Source organism: Myroides gitamensis (assembly GCF_029894455.1).
GTDB classification, from domain to species: domain Bacteria; phylum Bacteroidota; class Bacteroidia; order Flavobacteriales; family Flavobacteriaceae; genus Flavobacterium; species Flavobacterium odoratum.
This window is the reverse complement of sequence record NZ_JARYHN010000001.1, coordinates 186,199-206,521: the sequence shown is the minus strand read 5'-3', so window position 1 is coordinate 206,521 and position 20,323 is coordinate 186,199. Positions and strand designations below refer to the sequence as shown.

Here is a 20,323-nt window from a genome sequence, read left to right as displayed (position 1 = left end):
TTTGTGACCACGGCAGGATTCAAACCTGCAACCTTCTGAGCCGTAATCAGATGCGCTATTCAGTTGCGCCACGTGGCCTTGTTGCTTATTGCGAGTGCAAATATAAGACGATATTCTGTAAAACCAAACTAGAACAAGGAAAAAATAGATGTTTTTTTTAAGCTGTTTATTAATTGTTTAATTGAGAGAGGCTTAGCGTAGTTTTTTTTCTGCTTTCTTCTTTAATTTCAAACAAACTCAACAATCCCTATAGATCTTTACCAATAATCTTTTATTTATGCTTCTATTTATATAGCAACTCATATTTAAATCTAATTAAAAGAAGTTCATCTAGAGATGAACTTCTTTACTTTTAGTTACTTGAATTGAATTCATTTACATGAATATCACTTCCTCCAATAATCATAGCCACTTCTGACACAAAAAAGGAGACACCATCACCTGTAGAAAAACCTATCGGTTCATTATCAATTTCGCCAAATCCAATTAAATGATGACTATCATTACGTCCAATAATTATCATAGCCAGATACTCCTCCTAGAGGCACCACCATGTTAACTTCTGTAAAATGACATTTAATTGTTTTTATATTAAGAAAACCAACTCTATTGGCAACATTAGGTATATTTGGAACATTTGAACATGCAACATCAAGCATGGGATTATCAGGATAATTATAATAACTCCAATCCGTAGAATGTATTGTTGAGCAATAAGGAAAATCAAACTGATTATTAATTTGCTGCAAAGCAAATGACTGGTAAGGTGAAACCTTTATTAAGTCAGGAGTAGATAAATAATTAGTACCTAATCCCGAATAATTTAATTTAATTTAATTTAATGATAATTACATCCAGATTCAAATCATATGGAGTATTGTTTATAATTTCAATAGATCTAGCTATTCCCTTCTTCCCGGGAGAAGATACTGAATTCATTTCATAATAGTTAGCAAAAGCCATCCCTACAGTTTCCTCTTTATCTAGTGGAGGAACTATATCTAAAGCTTTCAAATAATCATAAGCGTATTGATATAGTTTTTCTACATATTCTTCTTTTGTCAAAAGATTCTTACTCGACATATACATACGATAGTACTCTTCAAAATTTGCTCGAGCCTTTTCTATTCCCGCGTTTAATGTTGTGTTTACATTGGAATAATCCATGCTTTCTTTTGATTCTGAAATCGAATCACTACTACAACTAAACAACATCAATGACACTATTAATACTAACATTTTTTTCATAAAATTAAATTTTAATTGGTTAATTAAACTTAATTTAAAAAAAAACAATGTTAAAAAATTCACAAAACACATTTAACAAACCATACAACTAGACTACTTCATCGTTATATTTAACACCTTTTTCCATAAAAAAAAACAGCCATTACCTTATCATTTGCATGTAAACCCACTTACCCTTCAGGTACAGAAAAACTGTACGTTTTACTAAATAACAAACTGATTTTTAGTATACATATAAAATTTGATAACTTTAGAAAAACCAATTTAAAAACATAGTATTATGAAAAAAATTTTAATGTACACGTCCCTTAGTTTTTTACTTTACGGATTGTATTCATGTAGTGAAGAGTCGAAAACAGATACTACAACCAACAAAACCCATATGACTACAAGAGGTTTTGATGCTACAGAAGAAATTGAAGCTTTTAAAGCAGCATTGAGGGAAATAAATTCTCCAGAAAATCGACCTACCCCAGAAGAACAAGCCAAATTAGGTTCTGAATTATCAGACAAGAATAAACAGATTCTACTTACACCTGCTAAAAAATTAATCTATGCTACAGGTGTTACAGAAACTGAATTAGTAGCAGAAACCAATAATGATATCAATGCTATATTAAATAAAGCATTTCAAATTTTTGTAAGTCTAACCTCAAACAACTAAACCATGAAAAAATTAATTTTATTTGCTATAACTTGCTTTTGTGCAAGTCAAACATATGCATTAGGGGGATTAACAATCATAAACGGAACGAATGATCACGATTTATTTATTGAACCTCGTGCGGTCGCTCCTAGTTGTTATCCTGAATTATCTGCCTACGCAACACATGTTAACAATTATTATTTTAACGTGGCACCAAACCAAACCTTGTATTTCGGAAATTTTGCAGATTTTAATACAAACTATGTAACACCGGTTACTTTTTCTCTTAATTTAGGGCCAGGCGCAGGAGGAGCTAGTCTAACTCCTACACAAGCACAAGCGTATGCACCTTTAGTGGAATGGTCTTATTTTTTATTTAAATCATTCCATCACATCAATATAGGAACATCAGGTACTAGTGGTTACCTTGGTCTACAAAACAGCAGTGCTTGTCATAATAATCCTTCAGTATCTATACCTCACAACAATACAGTTGCCTCTACTTTTACTATTGGTACTGAAACCTATTTTATCATTAGTTAATTTTCGCTATCGCACATCATGTATAAAAAGCCCTCTAAAAGGGCTTTTTTTCTCTTTATCTAAACTACAAGTATCCACTAAGACCTAAAAAAAACAACCTACACAAAAACTACACCTTATCTTAAAAAAACAGATTTCCTAGTCTATTCGTTTTATTTTTCCTAACTTAGAACTAGAGTTTTTTTTTATCTCACTACATTAAAAATCACAAAGAAGCTAACTAATCAATTACATATCGTATAGGGAAGTATCCTTATACAAGTTTGTACTTAAAAAGCTTATCGGAAAGGGAATTAACTATTGATTCTTTCTTACTGATAGGCTTTTTTTCTGGTTTTAACTGAATGGAGATAGCATTACTTAAAATGATATTCATCCCCAAATTTCGGTTTATTTTGATGTGAATTTAATTCGATTTTGGCTAAAAACAGGGACTGTTTATTGTATTTTAGTGTAATACACATAAACCAACGTCGTAATCAGAAAGATGATAAGGTAAAAGTATAACGGATTCCCAGTAAACAATCCTACTATTAAAAACAAGAGAGTAGCAATAGCCCCAGCGAGTAAGAAATTAAAGGTGTCTTTATCTATAAAATCGTCAAAATCATCCTCTTCTTCCTTGATTTCTCGTTCTAGCTGTTTGGTCTTTTCTTCCAGTTGTGCTCGTTTTTCTGACCACGTTTTTTGGAGGGATCTTCTTTTAAATTTAATGCTTTTACGTTGCATAGCTATCTGGGACTTCCCATAGCGATAACTTAGGTAGTCCAATAATAACACTAACAATAAGAATATAAACTTGATCATTTAGAATATTCGATTCAACGTAATTGATGGCGCAAAAATAGCAAACTATCTAGTTACTCCTTAAAAAAAATAAAAAAAGAGATAGTCCCTACGGCACTATCTCTTTTTGCTTATATTCAAAATCACTAATTATCCTTGAATTTCCGCAAAGAACTCTTCGTTATTTTTTGTATTTTTAATTGAATCAATAATCGAAGTCATCGCTTCGATTGAATTCATATCATCCATTACCTTACGAACAGTCCACGTGCGTTGTAAAGCATCTCTGTCTAACAACTCATCATCGCGACGTGTACTTGAAGAAGTGATGTCAATCGCAGGGTAAATGCGTTTATTCGCCAATTTACGATCCAATTGAAGTTCCATGTTCCCCGTTCCTTTGAACTCTTCGAAAATAACTTCGTCCATTTTAGATCCTGTATCTACTAATGCCGTAGCAATAATACTCAACGACCCTCCATTTTCGATATTACGAGCAGCTCCGAAGAAACGTTTTGGCTTTTGTAATGCATTCGCATCGACTCCACCACTCAATACTTTTCCTGAAGCTGGTTGTACTGTGTTATAAGCACGAGCTAAACGCGTAATGGAATCCAATAAGATAACCACATCGTGTCCACACTCTACCAATCGTTTCGCTTTTTCTAAAACGATATTAGCTACTTTTACGTGACGTTCTGCTGGTTCATCAAAAGTAGAAGCAATTACTTCTGCTCTAACGCTACGTTGCATATCTGTAACCTCCTCTGGACGCTCATCGATCAATAAAACAATCAAATAAACTTCTGGGTGATTGGCAGCAATAGCATTAGCAACATCTTTCAACAACATGGTTTTACCCGTTTTTGGTTGAGCAACGATCATTCCACGTTGTCCTTTACCAATTGGAGCAAACATATCCATAATACGCGTTGATGTTGTACTTCTATGTCCATCTAATTTGAATTTCTCTGTAGGGAAAATCGGTGTTAAATGTTCAAAAGATACACGGTCTCTCACGCTTTGAGGATCATGACCATTGATTTTTAATACACGTACCAAAGGGAAGAATTTTTCTCCTTCTTTTGGAGGGCGTACCACTCCTTTTACTGTATCTCCAGTTTTCAATCCAAAAAGGCGGATTTGTGATTGAGATAAATAAATATCATCTGGAGAGGATAAATAATTGTAATCGGCAGAACGCAAGAAACCATAACCGTCAGGCATCATTTCCAATACACCTTCACTTTCAATAATACCATCGAACTCATAATCAGGTTCTCTGAAATTATTTTTTTGTTGGGCGTTATTAGATTGGTTTTGATTTCGTTGTTGATTTTTATTGCCTTGTTGATTGTGGTGTTGTTTCTTGTTTTCTTGTTCAACCACAGGCTGGTCGCTTACAACTGAAGATTCAGTTTCGCTTTTTGTAGTATCTTGGGCAACTCCTTGACGTTGATCTTCTCCTTGTTGCTTTCTATTATTTTTAAAGTCGCGTTTTTGAAAATCGCGCTTTGTATTGTCATTTTTCTTCTTTGCGGTAAACTCTTTTCGATTATCACGAGGTTGAGCAGGTTGGTCGGCTTTGCTTGCTTCTGCATCTGCTTGTTCTCCTCTTGAAGGTTTTGTCGATTGATTTGTTGTTTCAGTTACCTTCTGTTGTTTCCCTTCCACCGGAGTTGCTTCAACTTCCGTCGCTTGTTTAGCTAGCCTTGGGCGTTTAGGTTTTTCTACTGCAGTAGCTTCTGCTGGCACAGCTTGAACCGTTTCAGCTTCAACCGTTTTTTCTTTTTTCGCAACAGGCTTTGGCGCTTTAGCTTCTGTCGGAGTCTGAAGCGCTATAATTCGCTCAATTAACTCTCCTTTTTTTAAAGTCGACACCTTAGTCAGCTTAGCCTTCTTCGCGATCTCCTGAAGGTCAGAAACCTTCATTTTTTCTAATTGGGAAATGTCAAACATATAAATGTTTATAGATTATAAATAAATGAGTTGTGTCTTAAAAAATAAGAATGGAATTTTTGTTAGTAGAAGTGTCGTATTATGAAGTACTTACGACATAACTGTTGCAATAATACGAATTATTTTTAATATTTAATAGGTTTTTATAAAAAAGAAACCTTACTTTTGTGTGAGTTACAGAAATCCAATCATCATGCTACAGCGAATTCAAACCGTATATATGACCCTAGCTCTTATTGTGCTTGGCGTATTACCCTTTGTTTTTCCATTATGGTACAATGCTAAACAAGAGGAAATTTACTTTATGTTCATTCCTAGTTACACCATTCTTTTTGGTGTATGTACAGCATTAACGCTTGTCAGTATCATGAATTATAAAAATAGACAACGACAGTTTGTTTGCAACAGACTGACTATGATATTAAACGTTATACTATTAGGATTATTTGTTTATCGAACACTAACTGTATCTGGAGAAGCGTCAGAAATCGTTTCTGAGAAAGGTATTGGGATGTTCCTCCCTATTGTTTCTATCGTGTTGCTTGTATTAGCAAACAAAGCCATCAAGAAGGATGAAGATCTTGTAAAATCTGTGGATCGCTTACGATAAACCTAACATCTTAGTTTATTAGTGCGTAAAAAAAAACCGAACAATTTAGAATTGTTCGGTTTTTTTGTTTTTAGGCCACTCGATGAGCTCCATATCTTTAATATTTCCTTGGTCTAACACAAAGCGCAACATCGTTCGAACTTGGTGAAAACCACTGATTCCCGCTGCTCCGGGATTTAAGTGTAACACGCTATACTGCGGATCATATTGTATTTTTAAAATATGGGAATGTCCACAGATATACAACCCTGGTTTTTCGCGCAACAATTGATTTTTTACTTGGGTTCGGTATTTACCGGGATATCCGCCTATATGAATCATATACACCTTCATTCCTTCACAAACAAAGACCTGTTCTTCGGGAAATTCTAACCGCGCTTCCGCATCATCTATATTGCCATATACCGCACGCAAGGGTTTATACTTCTTTATTTCATCTGTTACTTGAAGGTTTCCAATATCACCTGCATGCCAAACTTCATCGGCTTGTTTGACATATTTCAAGATGGATTCATCGATACAACTATGGGTATCTGATAGTAATAATATTTTTTTCAATGCATTGAGTTTTCGTTTGTTTTACAACAATTAATCAATATAAAAGTGAATTAAATTTTCTATTGCATGCTGACATACCGCACAAAATTTATCGTGTTGGTTGGTACGCATACGGCATTCCAATTCTCCTTTGTAAATGCCATTTCCTGGCAATCCTTCATAAACACCTATTGGATATTTTTTAGCTTGATTCAAGGGGGTTGGCACTGGAGTTCCTTTTTTTAATTGGCTTTTCCACTTAGAATCAAAATCTTTTAACGTGGTGATATTTTGCTCCCAAGGTTCCGTTTGATTGGAAATGAAATCGCTCAATACATCTTGTTCATAAAAATACTCATCGGCTAACCCCGCAAAACTATGTCCAAATTCATGCACAACCACGGGTTTAAAATCTTTATGTCCTGTCGTCGTCAACGTATAGGAATTGTAAATACCTCCTCCTCCATATACATTTGTATTTGCTAAAATAATAATATGTTCATACGGAATTCCCGCAAGTAAATCGTGTAGTTGTTTTAGGCGGTTTGTTGTCAAATAGCGCTCGGAATAAAACGTATCAAAATTAGAAGCTACAGCTGTTTTTTTCCATTCTCCTTTTCTTGGTACACTTACGCCTGAATCTGTTGATGGACTTTTTACAGCAATGAAATTAAAATAATCGCCAAATTGCCCAAAAGGTTGGTGTTTCAATATTTCATCTACAGAAACTTTAGCTGCTTCCACAAATTGATTCATTTCAGCCGCTGTATAACCTTCTGCAACAAAAACAACGTTAATTGCCTTGCTATTGTCTTTAGCCTGATGTATATATTCATAAGGAGTTACTCCTACAATTCCCTTATCATGAATCAAGATGTCTTCAGGTTGAATCCAATGTGTTAACGTACTTTTTTCTTGTCCATTTACATCAAATAAAACGACTTCGACTTTGGTTTTTTGCTTGGGAAAAGGAACAAGAAAAACATTTTCAAAACTCTTCGTTGCTCTTTCCGCCTCTTCTGTAGAAAGCCACTCCTGAAAGAGGGTACTAAAACTTGTGGTATAAATTAATTGATTAGTAGCTTCATCATACAAGCGCACTTGTCCATTTCCTCTCAGTGCATTTTCACTCAAATGATGGGTTCTTCCCGCCCATTCTGGATAGCGAACCAATTCATCTAATACGATAAACTGCTCTTGGGCATTTCCTCCAAAAATATAATCCAAGCGTAACGTCTTGTTTTCGAAATATTGATTGAAATCTTGTGCTTGTACCACTGTGAATACCCCACTACACAGCAAGGCTAAAACAATCTTCTTTATTTTTCTCATCGTCTTTATCGTTTTCAAAAAGTAAAAATAGGACTATTTCATTACTTTTTTTGTGTTTTCCCAACTCCTTTTATGCGCTTTATTTTAGAGTTCAATCTAAATTCCCCATTATACCAACACAACGAAGAATAAAAACATACATTTATCTTACGTTTCCTATTTTTAAAAGTTAACTTACCTCTCTATTACAATTAAATGTTATTATGCAAAATATCAACCGCATCCTTTTTTCTCTATTGCTAGGTTTTAGCACTGTTAGTTATGGGCAATACAATACCTATATCGAATCAAGTGATGAGATCATTTTTAATAAAATTGAAGAACAAAATTTTGAAACAGAAGTAGATTTAGATCAATACGTCCTACGATGGGATGATGAAAAAAAGGAAGATTACACCAAAATATACATGAATCTAACACCTGAGATAAAAGCTATTGTCTACTTATATCCTTGGGGAGAAACAAATTTTATTTATACCTTTTATTTAGATAAAAAGTCAAATGATTATACCCCTGTTTTATTTACAAATTATTCTTCGTCTGAAATTGAAGCGAGGCAAAAAGATATCACACTAACCCAAAATAGATGTTGCGGCGAGTCCGTAGTACGTGGCAAACTAACCATTCATTTTAATGAGGAAGGTATATCATTTATAGAAAATTATGGCGTAGTTGATTCTTATAACAATGTGAAACACTTTGAGGTACCTGACTATTCACCTTACTATAGTACTGTCAAATGGGGAATCATTCAAAATGAAGGTTATAATTTAAGATCTTACCCTTCCATGGAAAAACATCAAGATGAAGATTTTAATTCTTTTTTTAATGCAAATGGAGAATATACTATTGCAAAAATTAAAAAAAATACACGAGTAAAAATTTTAGATACAGTTGATTTAGAAGATCGTACTTGGCTTTATGTAGAAGTTAATCCTGAAAATTTTTCCGAAGACAATGTCTCTGCGTATTTATACAATTCCGATCAAAATATTCGAGCTTGGATTTCTGCTAATTTTGTAACCCTAGAATAACAATTTGCTAAATGTTTACCTCAATTTTATGTAAACATGAACTGCCAAGTCCTTATTTTTAAAGTATATTTGTAAGCTTAAAAACGGATTTAATTTTGAGATATTTTATCGAATTTGCGTATAATGGCACAGCGTATCATGGATGGCAATTACAGCCCAACGCACCTACTGTACAGCAAACATTAACTGAGGCTATTTCAACTTTACTGCGTCAACCTATTGAACTAGTTGGTGCAGGTAGAACTGATGCGGGTGTGCATGCAAAACAAATGTTTGCTCATTTTGATTATGATCTACCTTTTGATTCTGCAGCATTAATTCAAAAGATGAATTCTTTTTTACCTCCCGATATTGTGGTCTATCAATTTCACAGTGTAGATGCAGAAGCACATGCGCGATTTGATGCAACATATCGAACCTATGAATATCACATGCACTTATTCAAAGATGCTTTTGTCCATCCTTTGAGCTATTACCATCATCGCCCTTTAGATATTGCTTTGATGAATCAAGCGGCACAAATACTATTTGAATACGAAGATTTTGAATGTTTTTCTAAAACGCATACAGACGTTTTTACGTTCAACTGCACCATTTACAAAGCAGTTTGGACCCAAACAAATGACAATCAGCTGATATTCACGGTAAGTGCCAATCGCTTTTTGCGCAATATGGTACGTGCCATTGTTGGGACTTTAATCAATGTGGGATTACACAAAATCACCCTTGATGATTTCAGAGCCATCATCGAAAGCAAAGACCGAGGAAAAGCTGGTTTTTCAGTTCCCGGAAAAGGCTTATTTTTAACGAAAGTAGGTTACCCTTATTTATGAAAAAATTAAATTCTATATCCTTGCGTAAAACCTTAGCGTACGCCAAACCGTACCAAAGTAGATTCCGCTGGGTCGTATTCTTCGCCATTGCGCTATCCATCTTTGCTGCGGCACGTCCGTATATGGTCAAAGAAACAGTAAATAGCTATGTACAACCGCAAGACCAAAATGGATTATTGCTCTATGTCGGTTTAATGGGGATTGTGCTCTTTCTTGAAGTCTTATTCCAATTTCTATTTACCTATTGGGCAAGTTGGTTAGGACAAGACATTGTCAAAGATATTCGCGAACAACTGTTTAAGAAAATTATTTCTTTTCGCATGCGTTATTTTGACAATGAGCCTGTAGGGAAATTAGTTACCCGTTCTGTTTCAGATATCGAATCGATTGCCAGCATCTTCAGTCAGGGATTATTTATGATTGTCAGTGACTTGTTGAAAATGGTGGTTGTATTGGGGATTATGTTTTACATGAACTGGAAATTAAGCTGCATTGTTTTATTGGCCATGCCTATCTTACTTTATGCAACGCGAATCTTCCAAATTAAAATGAAAGACGCCTTCCAAGAAGTTCGTACACAAATTGCCAACCTCAATACCTTCGTACAAGAGCGTATTTCAGGGATGAAGATTGTTCAACTATTCACACGTGAAGAAATTGAATATGAAAAATTCAAAGAGATCAATGAAAAGCACAACCAAGCTTGGTTAAAAAATATTTTATATAACTCTATTTTCTTTCCAATTGCCGATATCGTTTCATCCTTAACCCTGGGAATGGTTATTTGGTATGGAGGGATGTCTATTGTCCAAGGAGATAACCTCACCACTTTTGGAGATTTATTTGCTTACACCATGTTAATCAGCATGTTGTTTAACCCTTTACGTCAAATTGCGGATAAATTTAACGTGATGCAAATGGGAATTATTGCAGCAGAACGCGTATTTGAAGTATTGGAAATGGATGAAACCATTGAAAATACAGGTACCATTCAAGCGCCAGCTTTCAAAGGAGATATTTCTTTACACAACGTTCATTTCAGTTATATTCCTGGTGTAGAAGTATTAAAAGGAATTAACTTAGAGATTAAAGCAGGACAAACTGTTGCAATTGTAGGATCCTCTGGTGCAGGTAAATCGACCATCATCAATTTATTGAATCGCTTTTATGATATCAATACAGGAACAATTAAAATTGACCATATTGATATTCACGATTTTGAATTGGCTTCCTTACGCAAACAAATCGCCATTGTTTTACAAGATGTTTTCTTGTTTAGCGATAGTATTCTGAATAATATCACCCTACATAATCCTGATATCACGCGAGAATTTGTCATTGAATCTGCAAAGAAAATAGGTATTCACGAATTCATTGTAAATTTACCAGGAGGATATGATTATGACGTAAAAGAACGCGGTGTGATGTTGTCTTCAGGACAACGACAGTTGATCGCCTTCTTACGTGCCTATGTAAGTAGACCTAGTATTTTAATTCTCGATGAAGCAACTTCTTCGATTGATTCACATTCAGAAGAACTCCTTCAAAAAGCGACGGACTACTTAACACACAATCAAACGTCTATTATCATTGCACACCGTTTGGCAACCATTGTCAATGCTGATGTGATCATTGTCATGGATAAAGGTAAAATTGTGGAAAAAGGAACACATCAAGAGTTATTGACCTATGATAATGGATACTATAGAAACTTATATGAATCACAATTTAAAGTGGTAGAATCAGCTTAAATTTATCTATTCGTTTCTAATATAAAATCCTCCAACAAGGTTATTCTTGTTGGAGGATTTTTTTATTTTCCTTATTAAAAACGATGGCAACGAACTTGTTTTACTTGTAAATCCAAGTAAATAATTAACGCTCCATTTATTCCTATTCAGGGAAATATACCTCGACAACAAATGTACTCGATTTCTGTAAAATATTGTTCTAATAGACGTGTCACATCTGATATCTCTATAGGATTATCTGTAGCAATGAATCCAACAACATATGGAAGATTAGGGTTCTGATGTATAGCATTCGTAATACGATCTATAGAGGATTCTAATGTATCTTTACTTAGCACTCCTGTTGTTGGGTCAAACACATCAAGAAGCGGGGCACTTATTATTTGTTGTGGTATTCTGTGTCCACTTGGATAATTAACCCTTGCGTTACCTAAATTTATTTCTCCTCTAAACAAAGCCTCTGCGTCCAAAAATAATGTTTGACCTTCTTCAGCATGAAAACCAACTGGCCGTATGGAAGTAAACTTCCCATCATTCTCCACAACATTATTTCCATGTCCTATTACAACAACTTTGCTAGGTTGTTCCATATTATAGTTATCTCCTGCTAAAAGAGTTATGATGTTCCCCTCCCCAGTAGTAGAAGAGTTCACATTAAGAGGAGGATATTCTTGATAAAAACGTGTTTCTATTGAAATACTGCTCGCACTACTTTGTATGCCTATTTTATTGGATAGCTTAGTAGGTTTTGAGTAAAATCCTGTTCCCATCCCCGCAATTCCCAATCCCAGCGAAGCCCAACCTAATTTAGCCGATAGCTCCGGGTTGTTATTACCAACAGCAATACTAGCGATTCCTGTTGCCTCTGCGGCTAAACTAAGGGTCAGGGATATACTCGCCATCGCAACGCCCATTCCAGCCACAGAAGCACCAAAGGTTGCAACAGCACTAACAATTCCAATAATCCCTAAGGCAATTCCTCCGACTGCACCTAATTGGGCCAATCCCTGCGAAATTACCCCTCCAGAGAACAACCCCGCTGTTCCCATGGCACTGTGCCCCGAAGGATCAATGAAGTTAATCGGATCGCCAGCACAATAGGCGTAGGCGTTAATTCCACCTGCTCCAAACGGACTCATGCTATCGGGACAAGTAAAACGCATCAAGACTGGACTATACGAACGATATCCATTACCCAAGTGGTAATGCCCACTGATTGGATCTTTTCGCTCCCCATTAAAAGCAGGTAGATATTCTTCTGCTTCTCCCTGCCCGTACGCTCCATATTGGTGTAGTTCTCCTTGGGAATCACTGTTTTTCACCGACCACAACAAGCTCTCATTCTGCCCACTTGCCGTTAAGGTAACATCCTGATCATCGTTGACCGCCAAGCAGGTTGCTCCACTTTTAATCCAACGCACTTTCTTATTCTCTTCCACTAGTACTTGATTGACCAGTTCTCCTGCGCGGTAATACAGCTGGCAGTTCTGATCTCCTGCTACGGTTTGATTGACCAGTTGATTATTTGCATTGTATTGGTAAGTGCTATCTTGCGGCCCTTCTAGTTCAACAAGTCGTCCAAAAGCGTCATAGCTCAGGTTTCTACCTGCTTCATCCACTGTCATGCGTCCACAGGTGTCGTATTCCAATTCAATAGTTGCAGGATAAGATCCATGGGAATGCGTCACACTGGTCAACTGTGTCGGATCGGCATGATTCTCATAGTGATATTCCGCCACATCCACCTGATAATTTTCCAGTGTGGTTTCCACCGTTAGTAAATTATTCAACGCATCGTATTCATATATTTGTTTACGAAAAGCCTGTCCATAACCATCCTTTGGAAATTCACTCCCACTGATGCTATATTCCACCAGGCGATTGCGCACGTCATAGGCATAATCCTCTTCTTTAATGCTGTTGCCGTTTAACTTAGTTACTTGTCTGTTTAGCAATCCATTGGAAAGCCAACTTCGCTCTAAACGCAATTGTGTGCCTTTGCTGTCCTTGATGATTTCCACCAACGGCTGATCGAATTCATTGTATTCAAACTCCGTTTCGATTTTAGTGTAGGAATGGTTGTCTTCTACTATTTTCTTGTCCAGGCGTCCCAAGGCATCATAGAATAAATCAGCCGTTACATCCTGATCGACAATGCGACTCACACTGCCATGCTCATCGCGCTCATACTGCGTTTGTGCGCCTGTAATGTCGCTATGCGAAGCGGGTTCTCCTCTCAAGGTCCACTGGTAATCCATATCATAAGCATCGCCATTGACTGTTAGCGTTTCTGTTTCAAGTAACCCGTAGTCGTTCCAATAGTTCTGATTGGAGGCCATTCCATCTGCCGATTCGATTAATGCACCCGTTGTGCTATCGTATTCAAAGGCCTGGGTCAAATCATCCGCCTCAATTTGAGTAATGGCATTGCCTAGTTCCGCAATGTAGGCGTACTCAATGGTGGTTCCATCGGGTTGCGTCACGGTAGAAGGAACAGGGGAAGCATCCTCATAGTCGTACGAGGTGGTGCGACCACCGGTTTGTTGCTCAAGCAAGCGACCCAAACTGTCAAATTCTTGCTCGCCCAATACCCAATTTCCATCAGAACTGCTCACCTCAATTCGAGCGATTTCACTTCCTGTTAAATAGGGAACATACGTATATTCTAGCGTTGTTCCGTCTTGCAGGGTTTGGGTGAGTACGCGTCCATAAGCATCATAGGTGCGTTCTACGCTATGTCCTAGTTCATCAACTTCTTCTCGCAAACGCCCCAAGCCATCCCAAGCGTACAACTTAGTTCCAACAACCTGTCCTTGCAAATTGATGCGCTCTTCTTTTTCCAAGAGCTGACTCTTGTAGTGCATCGTTTTTTTCCACTGTCCGCTGCGCATGCTTCCTCCACTTTGCCAGCGCGAAGAAGTTAACCAAACGGGATTGTCTTCTTGATGGGCTTTTATCCCATTGGTAAACTGAAGCATCATCATTTGCCCCCAACCATCATAAGAGATGTTGGTGCGGATGGAATAAGTAACCTTTCGGTTATTGGAGGTTTGTACATCGCGAACCGTTTTTTGGCTGGATTGACCCGCTGCATTGTAATCCTGACTGAGAATTTCTTCCCATTGACCACTTCCCTTGCGATCTAAGCCGTATTTGCGCAGCTCGCGTCCTAAGCCATCAAAATACACTTTCGCTTGATTGTCCAGAGCATCGGTATAATGCGTAACAGGAGTAATAGAGACAAGCGAATTATTACTCGTCTCTTTCATCAATTCATACTCCCAATATGTAGAACTTTCATAAGCCGTACCTTCCGCCTGAGTGGAGCGCAAGATTCGACCCATCGAATCATAGCTATAAGAGCTCACAACCCCTTGTGCACTAATCTGGCTCAACACGCGGTGGGTAAAAGCACTAGAGGTAGTGCTAGTAGCGGCCTCACAGCCATCATGACCGGTAAAAATAGTCTCTTGTGTGATTTCATCGTCATCAACGGTAAACTCAAAGGCTTGATAGGAATCATAAGCCGTAGAATACGCCCCATCGGCATATAATTTATCGTGAATAAAAGTCATACGACCATAATCCAAACTACTGGAATCCTGCTCATACTCGAAAAAACGCGTTTGTAGCAATTCATCATCGCTGTATTTGGACAACTGTTCGGCGACAATCAAGTCAGAATCTCCCAAATTAGTATAGGTATAGGATTCCATTTGAATGGGGGTATCGTAGTCATCCTGATTGGGAATGGTGATGCTTTCTTTTAAAAAGCGCACAAAACCATGGGGTTCTGCCGGACAACCGCGTTCTCCATCAGCATCGTACCAAGTCATTGTCGTTTGACTGCCGTTGGGTTGAATCTCCAAGGTCGGATTCCCGTCTGTATCAAACTCAGTGAGGTGAACCTCTTGACGGGTTCCATTGGAATCTCGCCAGGTCGTGGTCTTTTCTTTGACCAATTGAAACTGATTGGGTTGATACTCAAAGGGAATTCCGATAATGGCGTAATACTCCAAATCTACCTGAATGCTTTTTACTTCATTGGAGGAATGAAAAGTAGTAACTTCTCTGGTATTTAAGTGAAAACTATTATAGGTGCGTTCTGTTTCAATAGTCAAATTACCTTGGGTTTGCTCCACAGTAGATCCATAAACATAACCACTCATCACCGTATATAAATTATCGCGATCTGATTCAAATTCAAGTCCACTTTGATAACCTAAGTAGTTATTGGCGAGTAAAGCTATAGCTAGAAACAAGATCGGGTTGTCCGTTCCCTGGAGAACGTCTGTGTTTAACAGCAGCGGGTAAAGCTGGATATACATTATCGGGAAAGCGAAAAACGTCAAACTGATAATCAATCGTTTCGATGAGTCCTGTGGGGTGTTTGATCTCCTTGATGAATCCCTGCGCTGTGTAGTAGAGAAACCAAGTGTAGTTTTCTTGCACTTGTTTCACTTCTTCCAATTTACCATTGCCAAGGGTAAATTGGATCTCGTAGGCTTCTTCCTCTCCAGGGAAAACGGAAACAACAGGAGCATTAAGATCAAAGTAACTAATCTCTACTAAAGTATGGTGATCATCAGCAATAGAAATTAAACGAGCATTGTCCCCCATCCATTTCAAGTAAACCGCATGACCTTCGTACGTCTGAATACTCACCGTATTCTTGATCGAATAAGAGGAAGATGGGCTATCTAAAATCTCAACTAATCCCGATTTATAGGTTACTTTATAATACCCTTCTTGATCATCATCCCCATTAAAGCGCTCAAAGATAAAGTTGTTTAACTTCTTTTGTTTCACAACAAGTTCGCCTTGATAATCATCGCTATCTTCCTCCACTAAATACTGCTCACCCGTGGAGAGTCGAAGCAGTTGATTTTGATAGTCATAGGTGGTAAAAGGAAGGCCAAAGCCAATACCAAAACCCTCATCCGCCTGATTTAATGAACTACTTGCTAAAGACAAGGAGACCTCAGGACCCATACCGTAATTCGCATTGAGAGTAGCTAAAGGTAAATTTAGCGTAAAAGCACCCGTTCTTGGATCGATTCCCGTTTGTTGTGAACCAATGAAATTCTGACTTTGTGTAAAAAAATCCTTCATAAGCATTTGTTTTTAAGGTTAAATCACTTCGTTTTTCCTACGCAAAACAGCAATCATCACATATACTCAACGATACAATTAAACTAAAAAACACCGCTGTATTTTCTAATTCGTCACCTCATTCATCTGCCTTTTTTCTTTCATCAAACATGTTAATAATCGCTATTATAGCATCATAAAACATTTTAAAAGTAAAAAGTTATTCTATCAACCCTTTCTTTACCCCTCTTAAACAAGAGATCAAAATCAAAGTAAATTAACAAATCAACATGTTTTAACTAAAATGGAATTTCATTAAAAGAAGGAGGTTGGTTCTACTCATCACCTATATCCTTTTTTCTATCAACAAACAATCGGAATGGCTTAATCGTAAAACGAAGCTTATTTTTGATCATTTTCAATATACTTTTCCAATACTTCGATACATCTTCAAAAAAAATCAAGTAAAAACAAAGTTTGGTCTATTTCTTGGTATATAGATAATAAGTGATACAATGTTAGAATACAATTCGCAAATACAAACAATTCTAACCTCGATTCGAATCGTACAATTACACTAAAAATGATTGAAGATGGCTTATACTTTAGAACCTATCAAACCCATCCCCACAGCTATTGCAGTATCTTTAACTATACTCATTTGGTTTTTCATTCCTGTCCCTGAGGGGGTAGATCCAAATGCCTGGCATTTACTAGCTTTATTTGTTGGTACAATTGCCGCAATTATTGGAAAAGCCTTGCCTATTGGTGCCGTATCTATTGGCGCTATTGCTTTAGTTGCCGTAACAGGTGTTACCAATCCGGGAAATTCTAAAGCCGCCTTGGTAGACGCTTTAAGTGGTTTTTCCAATGACCTCATTTGGTTGATTGGAATTTCAATTATGATTTCAATTAGTTTAGGCAAAACTGGTTTAGGTGCTCGAATTGGGTATTTTTTGATATCCATCTTTGGTAAAAAAACGCTGGGGATTGCCTATGCCTTAGCTTTTGCTGAAACTATTTTAGCTCCTGTGACTCCTAGTAATACTGCTCGCGGTGGTGGTATAATCTACCCGATTATGCGTTCCATCTCAGAAAGTTTCGGATCGAGTCCTACAGCGGCATTGAGAAAACGCATTGGTCGATACTTATCACTGGTCAACTACAATACCAATCCCATTACTTCTGCGATGTTTATCACCGCAACTGCCCCAAATCCACTTATTGTGAGTATGATTTACGAAGGAACAGATCCATCCTTTCATCTGTCTTGGGGAATGTGGGCTGTAGCAGCTTTTGTGCCTGCCCTTTTCTCCTTATTCATTATGCCATTAGTCATTTATAAGATATGTCCTCCTGAAATTAAAGAAACACCTAATGCTCCCGTGTTTGCCAAAGCACAATTAAAAGAGCTAGGACCATTTTCACTACCCGAAAAAATCACATTGGGCGTTTTTATTCTGTTGCTCTTGCTTTGGGCAGGTGTTCCCGCTATGCTCTTTGGAGAAGGTTATCTTGTACAGCCAACAACAGCAGCATTTATTGGGCTATCTATCCTACTGGCTACAGGCGTGCTTACCTGGGATGATATTCTAAAAAACAAAGGTGCATGGGATACCATTGTTTGGTTTGCTGCGCTTGTGATGATGGCAAGCTTCTTGGGTAAATTAGGATTAGTCTCTTGGTTGGCTCAAACCGTAGGTACAGGAATTAACCATTTGGGAGTAAACTGGATTGTGGGCACCTTAATTTTACTACTCGTATATGTTTATTCTCACTATTTTTTTGCTAGCACAACCGCGCATATTACAGCTATGTTTGCAGCCTTTTTCGCTGCAGGAATTGCCTTAGGCACTCCTCCGATGTTATTGGCCTTATTACTTGGTTTTTCTTCTTCTTTGATGATGTCCTTGACGCATTATGGAACAGGAACAGCCCCAATAATATTTGGAGCAGGCTATACCACCCTTGCTGAATGGTGGAAGGTAGGATTTATTATCAGTCTTGTAAACTTATTCATTTGGATTACAATCGGTGGCCTATGGTGGAAAATCCTAGGGTATTGGTAATCCTACAATTACCTCTATAGTTTTATTATTTTTACTTAGGCGTGAGAAGTTCCATACTCTCACGCCTTTTGTTGCCAATAAAAACAAGAAACAGATAACAAATAGACAACATTTTAAAACATTACTTGACAATCTCATTTCTAAACATCCCTTAAAAGATCTTGAATTTACAATTCTATAATTTACAGTCCATCAACTTTTCAAACCGAAAGTTTCAAGTACCGAAATAATTGATTATTTTCGTAGCGTAAAATATAGAAATACATACATATGAAATTCGATATTATTGTTTTAGGAAGTGGCCCTGGAGGGTACGTTACTGCAATCAGAGCATCTCAATTAGGCTTTAAAGTCGCAGTAGTTGAAAGAGAAAATTTAGGAGGTATTTGCTTAAACTGGGGATGTATTCCTACAAAAGCACTTCTAAAATCTGCACAAGTATTTGAATACTTGAAGCATGCTTCTGACTATGGTTTGACAATTAATGGAGAAGTTGATAAAGATTTCGATGCTGTAGTTACACGTTCACGTGGAGTTGCTGCTGGAATGAGCAAAGGTGTTCAATTCTTAATGAAAAAGAACAAAATTGAGGTTATCGATGGATTTGGAAAAGTAAAACCAGGTAAAAAGATTGATGTAACAGATAAAGATGGAAAAGTAACAGAATATAGTGCTGACCATATTATCATCGCAACAGGAGCTCGTTCTAGAGAATTACCAAACTTACCACAAGATGGTACAAAAGTAATCGGATACCGTCAAGCTTTAACTTTACCGAAACAACCAAAGAAAATGATTGTGGTTGGTTCTGGTGCAATTGGAGTTGAGTTTGCTTATTTCTATAATGCAATGGGGACAGATGTAACTGTTGTTGAATTTATGCCAAACATCGTTCCTGTAGAAGACGAAGATATCTCAAAACAATTCGAGCGTTCATTGAAAAAAGCTGGAATCAAAGTAATGACAAATGCTTCTGTAGAAAAAGTAGATACAACTGGAGAAGGAGTAAAAGCTACAGTTAAAACAGCTAAAGGAGAAGAAATCATTGAAGCTGATATCGTTTTATCTGCAGTAGGTATTAAAACAAATATTGAAAATATTGGTTTAGAAGAAGTTGGAATTGCTACAGATAGAGATAAAATCTTAGTAAACGATTTCTACCAAACAAATATCCCTGGATACTATGCAATTGGAGACGTTGTTCCTGGACAAGCTTTAGCACACGTTGCTTCTGCAGAAGGAATCTTATGTGTTGAGAAAATTGCTGGTCACCATGTTGAGCCATTAGATTATGGAAATATCCCTGGATGTACATACGCTACTCCTGAAATTGCTTCTGTTGGATTAACAGAGAAAAAAGCAATCGAAGCTGGATACGAAATCAAAGTTGGTAAATTCCCATTCTCTGCTTCTGGAAAAGCACAAGCAGGAGGAACACCTGACGGATTCGTAAAAGTAATCTTCGATGCAAAATACGGAGAATGGTTAGGATGTCACATGATTGGTGCTGGTGTTACAGATATGATTGCTGAGGCAGTTGTAGCTCGTAAACTAGAAACAACAGGATATGAAATCCTTAAAGCGGTTCACCCTCACCCTACAATGAGTGAAGCTGTAATGGAAGCTGTTGCTGACGCTTACGGTGAAGTAATCCACTTATAATAGCAAACGATACATCGTTTTAAACATAAAAAAAGTCTGTCGATTCTCGACAGACTTTTTGCTTTTATTCCTCTTTCACTACTTTCTTTTCCTCTTATTCTTTTGAAAAAAGAACATAATTAATTATATTTAAGCCTATTAACCATAAATAATTTAATTATGAATCGATTTTCACTCTCCTTTTTACGGAGTATTGCTTTTTTATTCCTGGTCGTCGGAATG

At 37.1% G+C, this 20,323-nt stretch carries 16 protein-coding genes and 1 tRNA gene; 8 read left to right on the top strand and 9 right to left on the bottom strand.

Annotation, left to right across the window (positions count from 1 at the left end; translation table 11 throughout):
* Nucleotides 1–4: 4 nt before the first annotated feature.
* From M2306_RS00980 to M2306_RS00970, 3 genes are all read right to left on the bottom strand, one after another.
* Nucleotides 5–78, bottom strand: a tRNA-Arg gene (locus tag M2306_RS00980).
* Between the two features lie 274 nt (nt 79–352).
* Nucleotides 353–523 (bottom strand): hypothetical protein, encoded by a 171-nt coding sequence (locus M2306_RS00975; protein WP_498882728.1) that lies wholly within the window; start codon nt 521–523, stop codon nt 353–355.
* Nucleotides 524–828: 305 nt separating this feature from the next.
* Nucleotides 829–1,239, bottom strand: a complete 411-nt coding sequence (locus M2306_RS00970; protein WP_259189148.1) for a hypothetical protein — start codon at nt 1,237–1,239, stop codon at nt 829–831.
* Nucleotides 1,240–1,528: 289 nt separating this feature from the next.
* Between M2306_RS00970 and M2306_RS00965 the strand changes: the two genes are divergently transcribed.
* Both M2306_RS00965 and M2306_RS00960 read left to right on the top strand, forming a co-directional pair.
* Nucleotides 1,529–1,912 carry a hypothetical protein gene (locus M2306_RS00965; RefSeq protein ID WP_259189149.1) on the top strand — a complete coding sequence of 128 codons (384 nt, stop codon included), beginning with the start codon at nt 1,529–1,531 and terminating at the stop codon, nt 1,910–1,912.
* Nucleotides 1,913–1,915: 3 nt separating this feature from the next.
* A complete protein-coding gene (locus M2306_RS00960; RefSeq protein ID WP_259189150.1) occupies nt 1,916–2,437 on the top strand; it encodes a hypothetical protein in 522 nt (173 codons plus the stop codon).
* A 438-nt stretch (nt 2,438–2,875) separates the two neighbouring features.
* Here the strand turns inward: M2306_RS00960 and M2306_RS00955 are convergent, their stop codons facing one another.
* Both M2306_RS00955 and rho read right to left on the bottom strand, forming a co-directional pair.
* Nucleotides 2,876–3,244: a hypothetical protein gene (locus tag M2306_RS00955; RefSeq protein WP_259189151.1), complete on the bottom strand. Its 369-nt coding sequence runs from the start codon at nt 3,242–3,244 to the stop codon at nt 2,876–2,878.
* Between the two features lie 129 nt (nt 3,245–3,373).
* Nucleotides 3,374–5,182: a transcription termination factor Rho gene (rho, locus tag M2306_RS00950; protein ID WP_259189153.1), complete on the bottom strand. Its 1,809-nt coding sequence runs from the start codon at nt 5,180–5,182 to the stop codon at nt 3,374–3,376.
* A 193-nt stretch (nt 5,183–5,375) separates the two neighbouring features.
* On the opposite strand from rho, the gene M2306_RS00945 reads away from it, so the two are divergent.
* Nucleotides 5,376–5,792 (top strand): DUF4293 domain-containing protein, encoded by a 417-nt coding sequence (locus M2306_RS00945; protein WP_036462561.1) that lies wholly within the window; start codon nt 5,376–5,378, stop codon nt 5,790–5,792.
* 45 nt (nt 5,793–5,837) lie between these two features.
* Here the strand turns inward: M2306_RS00945 and M2306_RS00940 are convergent, their stop codons facing one another.
* Nucleotides 5,838–6,350, bottom strand: a complete 513-nt coding sequence (locus M2306_RS00940; RefSeq protein WP_115091363.1) for a metallophosphoesterase family protein — start codon at nt 6,348–6,350, stop codon at nt 5,838–5,840.
* A gap of 30 nt (nt 6,351–6,380) precedes the next feature.
* Nucleotides 6,381–7,661 carry a M64 family metallopeptidase gene (locus M2306_RS00935; RefSeq protein WP_259189154.1) on the bottom strand — a complete coding sequence of 427 codons (1,281 nt, stop codon included), beginning with the start codon at nt 7,659–7,661 and terminating at the stop codon, nt 6,381–6,383.
* A 203-nt stretch (nt 7,662–7,864) separates the two neighbouring features.
* On the opposite strand from M2306_RS00935, the gene M2306_RS00930 reads away from it, so the two are divergent.
* The 3 genes from M2306_RS00930 (at nt 7,865) to M2306_RS00920 (ending at nt 11,279) form a co-directional block, all read left to right on the top strand.
* Nucleotides 7,865–8,695, top strand: a complete 831-nt coding sequence (locus M2306_RS00930) for a hypothetical protein (RefSeq protein ID WP_115091365.1) — start codon at nt 7,865–7,867, stop codon at nt 8,693–8,695.
* Between the two features lie 95 nt (nt 8,696–8,790).
* Entirely contained in the window at nt 8,791–9,528 is a 738-nt protein-coding gene (gene truA / locus M2306_RS00925) for a tRNA pseudouridine(38-40) synthase TruA (RefSeq protein ID WP_115091366.1), read from the top strand.
* On the top strand, nt 9,525–11,279 hold the full coding sequence (locus M2306_RS00920; protein ID WP_259189159.1) for an ABC transporter ATP-binding protein: 1,755 nt from the start codon (nt 9,525–9,527) through the stop codon (nt 11,277–11,279). Before truA ends, M2306_RS00920 begins: the two co-directional genes overlap by 4 nt.
* A 146-nt stretch (nt 11,280–11,425) precedes the next feature.
* Here the strand turns inward: M2306_RS00920 and M2306_RS00915 are convergent, their stop codons facing one another.
* The gene (locus tag M2306_RS00915; protein ID WP_498882727.1) at nt 11,426–15,541 is read right to left on the bottom strand and encodes an RHS repeat domain-containing protein; all 4,116 of its coding nucleotides are present in this window, start codon (nt 15,539–15,541) and stop codon (nt 11,426–11,428) included.
* Nucleotides 15,510–16,391: a hypothetical protein gene (locus M2306_RS00910; protein ID WP_498882726.1), complete on the bottom strand. Its 882-nt coding sequence runs from the start codon at nt 16,389–16,391 to the stop codon at nt 15,510–15,512. The genes M2306_RS00915 and M2306_RS00910 overlap by 32 nt, the downstream gene beginning before the upstream one ends.
* A gap of 572 nt (nt 16,392–16,963) precedes the next feature.
* Here M2306_RS00910 and M2306_RS00905 point away from each other — a divergent pair.
* Nucleotides 16,964–18,439: a DASS family sodium-coupled anion symporter gene (locus M2306_RS00905; RefSeq protein WP_259190752.1), complete on the top strand. Its 1,476-nt coding sequence runs from the start codon at nt 16,964–16,966 to the stop codon at nt 18,437–18,439.
* Nucleotides 18,440–18,709: 270 nt separating this feature from the next.
* Nucleotides 18,710–20,101, top strand: a complete 1,392-nt coding sequence (lpdA, locus tag M2306_RS00900) for a dihydrolipoyl dehydrogenase (protein ID WP_002986996.1) — start codon at nt 18,710–18,712, stop codon at nt 20,099–20,101.
* Nucleotides 20,102–20,323 lie beyond the last annotated feature (222 nt).

Excerpts from the sequence above, each read along its gene's own strand:
- M2306_RS00975 (WP_498882728.1), bottom strand. The coding sequence starts at position 523 with ATGATAATTATTGGACGTAATGATAGTCATCATTTAATTGGATTTGGC.
- lpdA (WP_002986996.1), top strand. The coding sequence starts at position 18,710 with ATGAAATTCGATATTATTGTTTTAGGAAGTGGCCCTGGAGGGTACGTT.
- M2306_RS00960 (WP_259189150.1), top strand. The coding sequence starts at position 1,916 with ATGAAAAAATTAATTTTATTTGCTATAACTTGCTTTTGTGCAAGTCAA.
- M2306_RS00930 (WP_115091365.1), top strand. The coding sequence starts at position 7,865 with ATGCAAAATATCAACCGCATCCTTTTTTCTCTATTGCTAGGTTTTAGC.
- M2306_RS00945 (WP_036462561.1), top strand. The coding sequence starts at position 5,376 with ATGCTACAGCGAATTCAAACCGTATATATGACCCTAGCTCTTATTGTG.
- rho (WP_259189153.1), bottom strand. The coding sequence starts at position 5,182 with ATGTTTGACATTTCCCAATTAGAAAAAATGAAGGTTTCTGACCTTCAG.
- M2306_RS00955 (WP_259189151.1), bottom strand. The coding sequence starts at position 3,244 with ATGATCAAGTTTATATTCTTATTGTTAGTGTTATTATTGGACTACCTA.
- M2306_RS00935 (WP_259189154.1), bottom strand. The coding sequence starts at position 7,661 with ATGAGAAAAATAAAGAAGATTGTTTTAGCCTTGCTGTGTAGTGGGGTA.
- M2306_RS00910 (WP_498882726.1), bottom strand. The coding sequence starts at position 16,391 with ATGAAGGATTTTTTTACACAAAGTCAGAATTTCATTGGTTCACAACAA.
- M2306_RS00970 (WP_259189148.1), bottom strand. The coding sequence starts at position 1,239 with ATGTTAGTATTAATAGTGTCATTGATGTTGTTTAGTTGTAGTAGTGAT.
- M2306_RS00965 (WP_259189149.1), top strand. The coding sequence starts at position 1,529 with ATGAAAAAAATTTTAATGTACACGTCCCTTAGTTTTTTACTTTACGGA.
- M2306_RS00920 (WP_259189159.1), top strand. The coding sequence starts at position 9,525 with ATGAAAAAATTAAATTCTATATCCTTGCGTAAAACCTTAGCGTACGCC.
- M2306_RS00905 (WP_259190752.1), top strand. The coding sequence starts at position 16,964 with ATGGCTTATACTTTAGAACCTATCAAACCCATCCCCACAGCTATTGCA.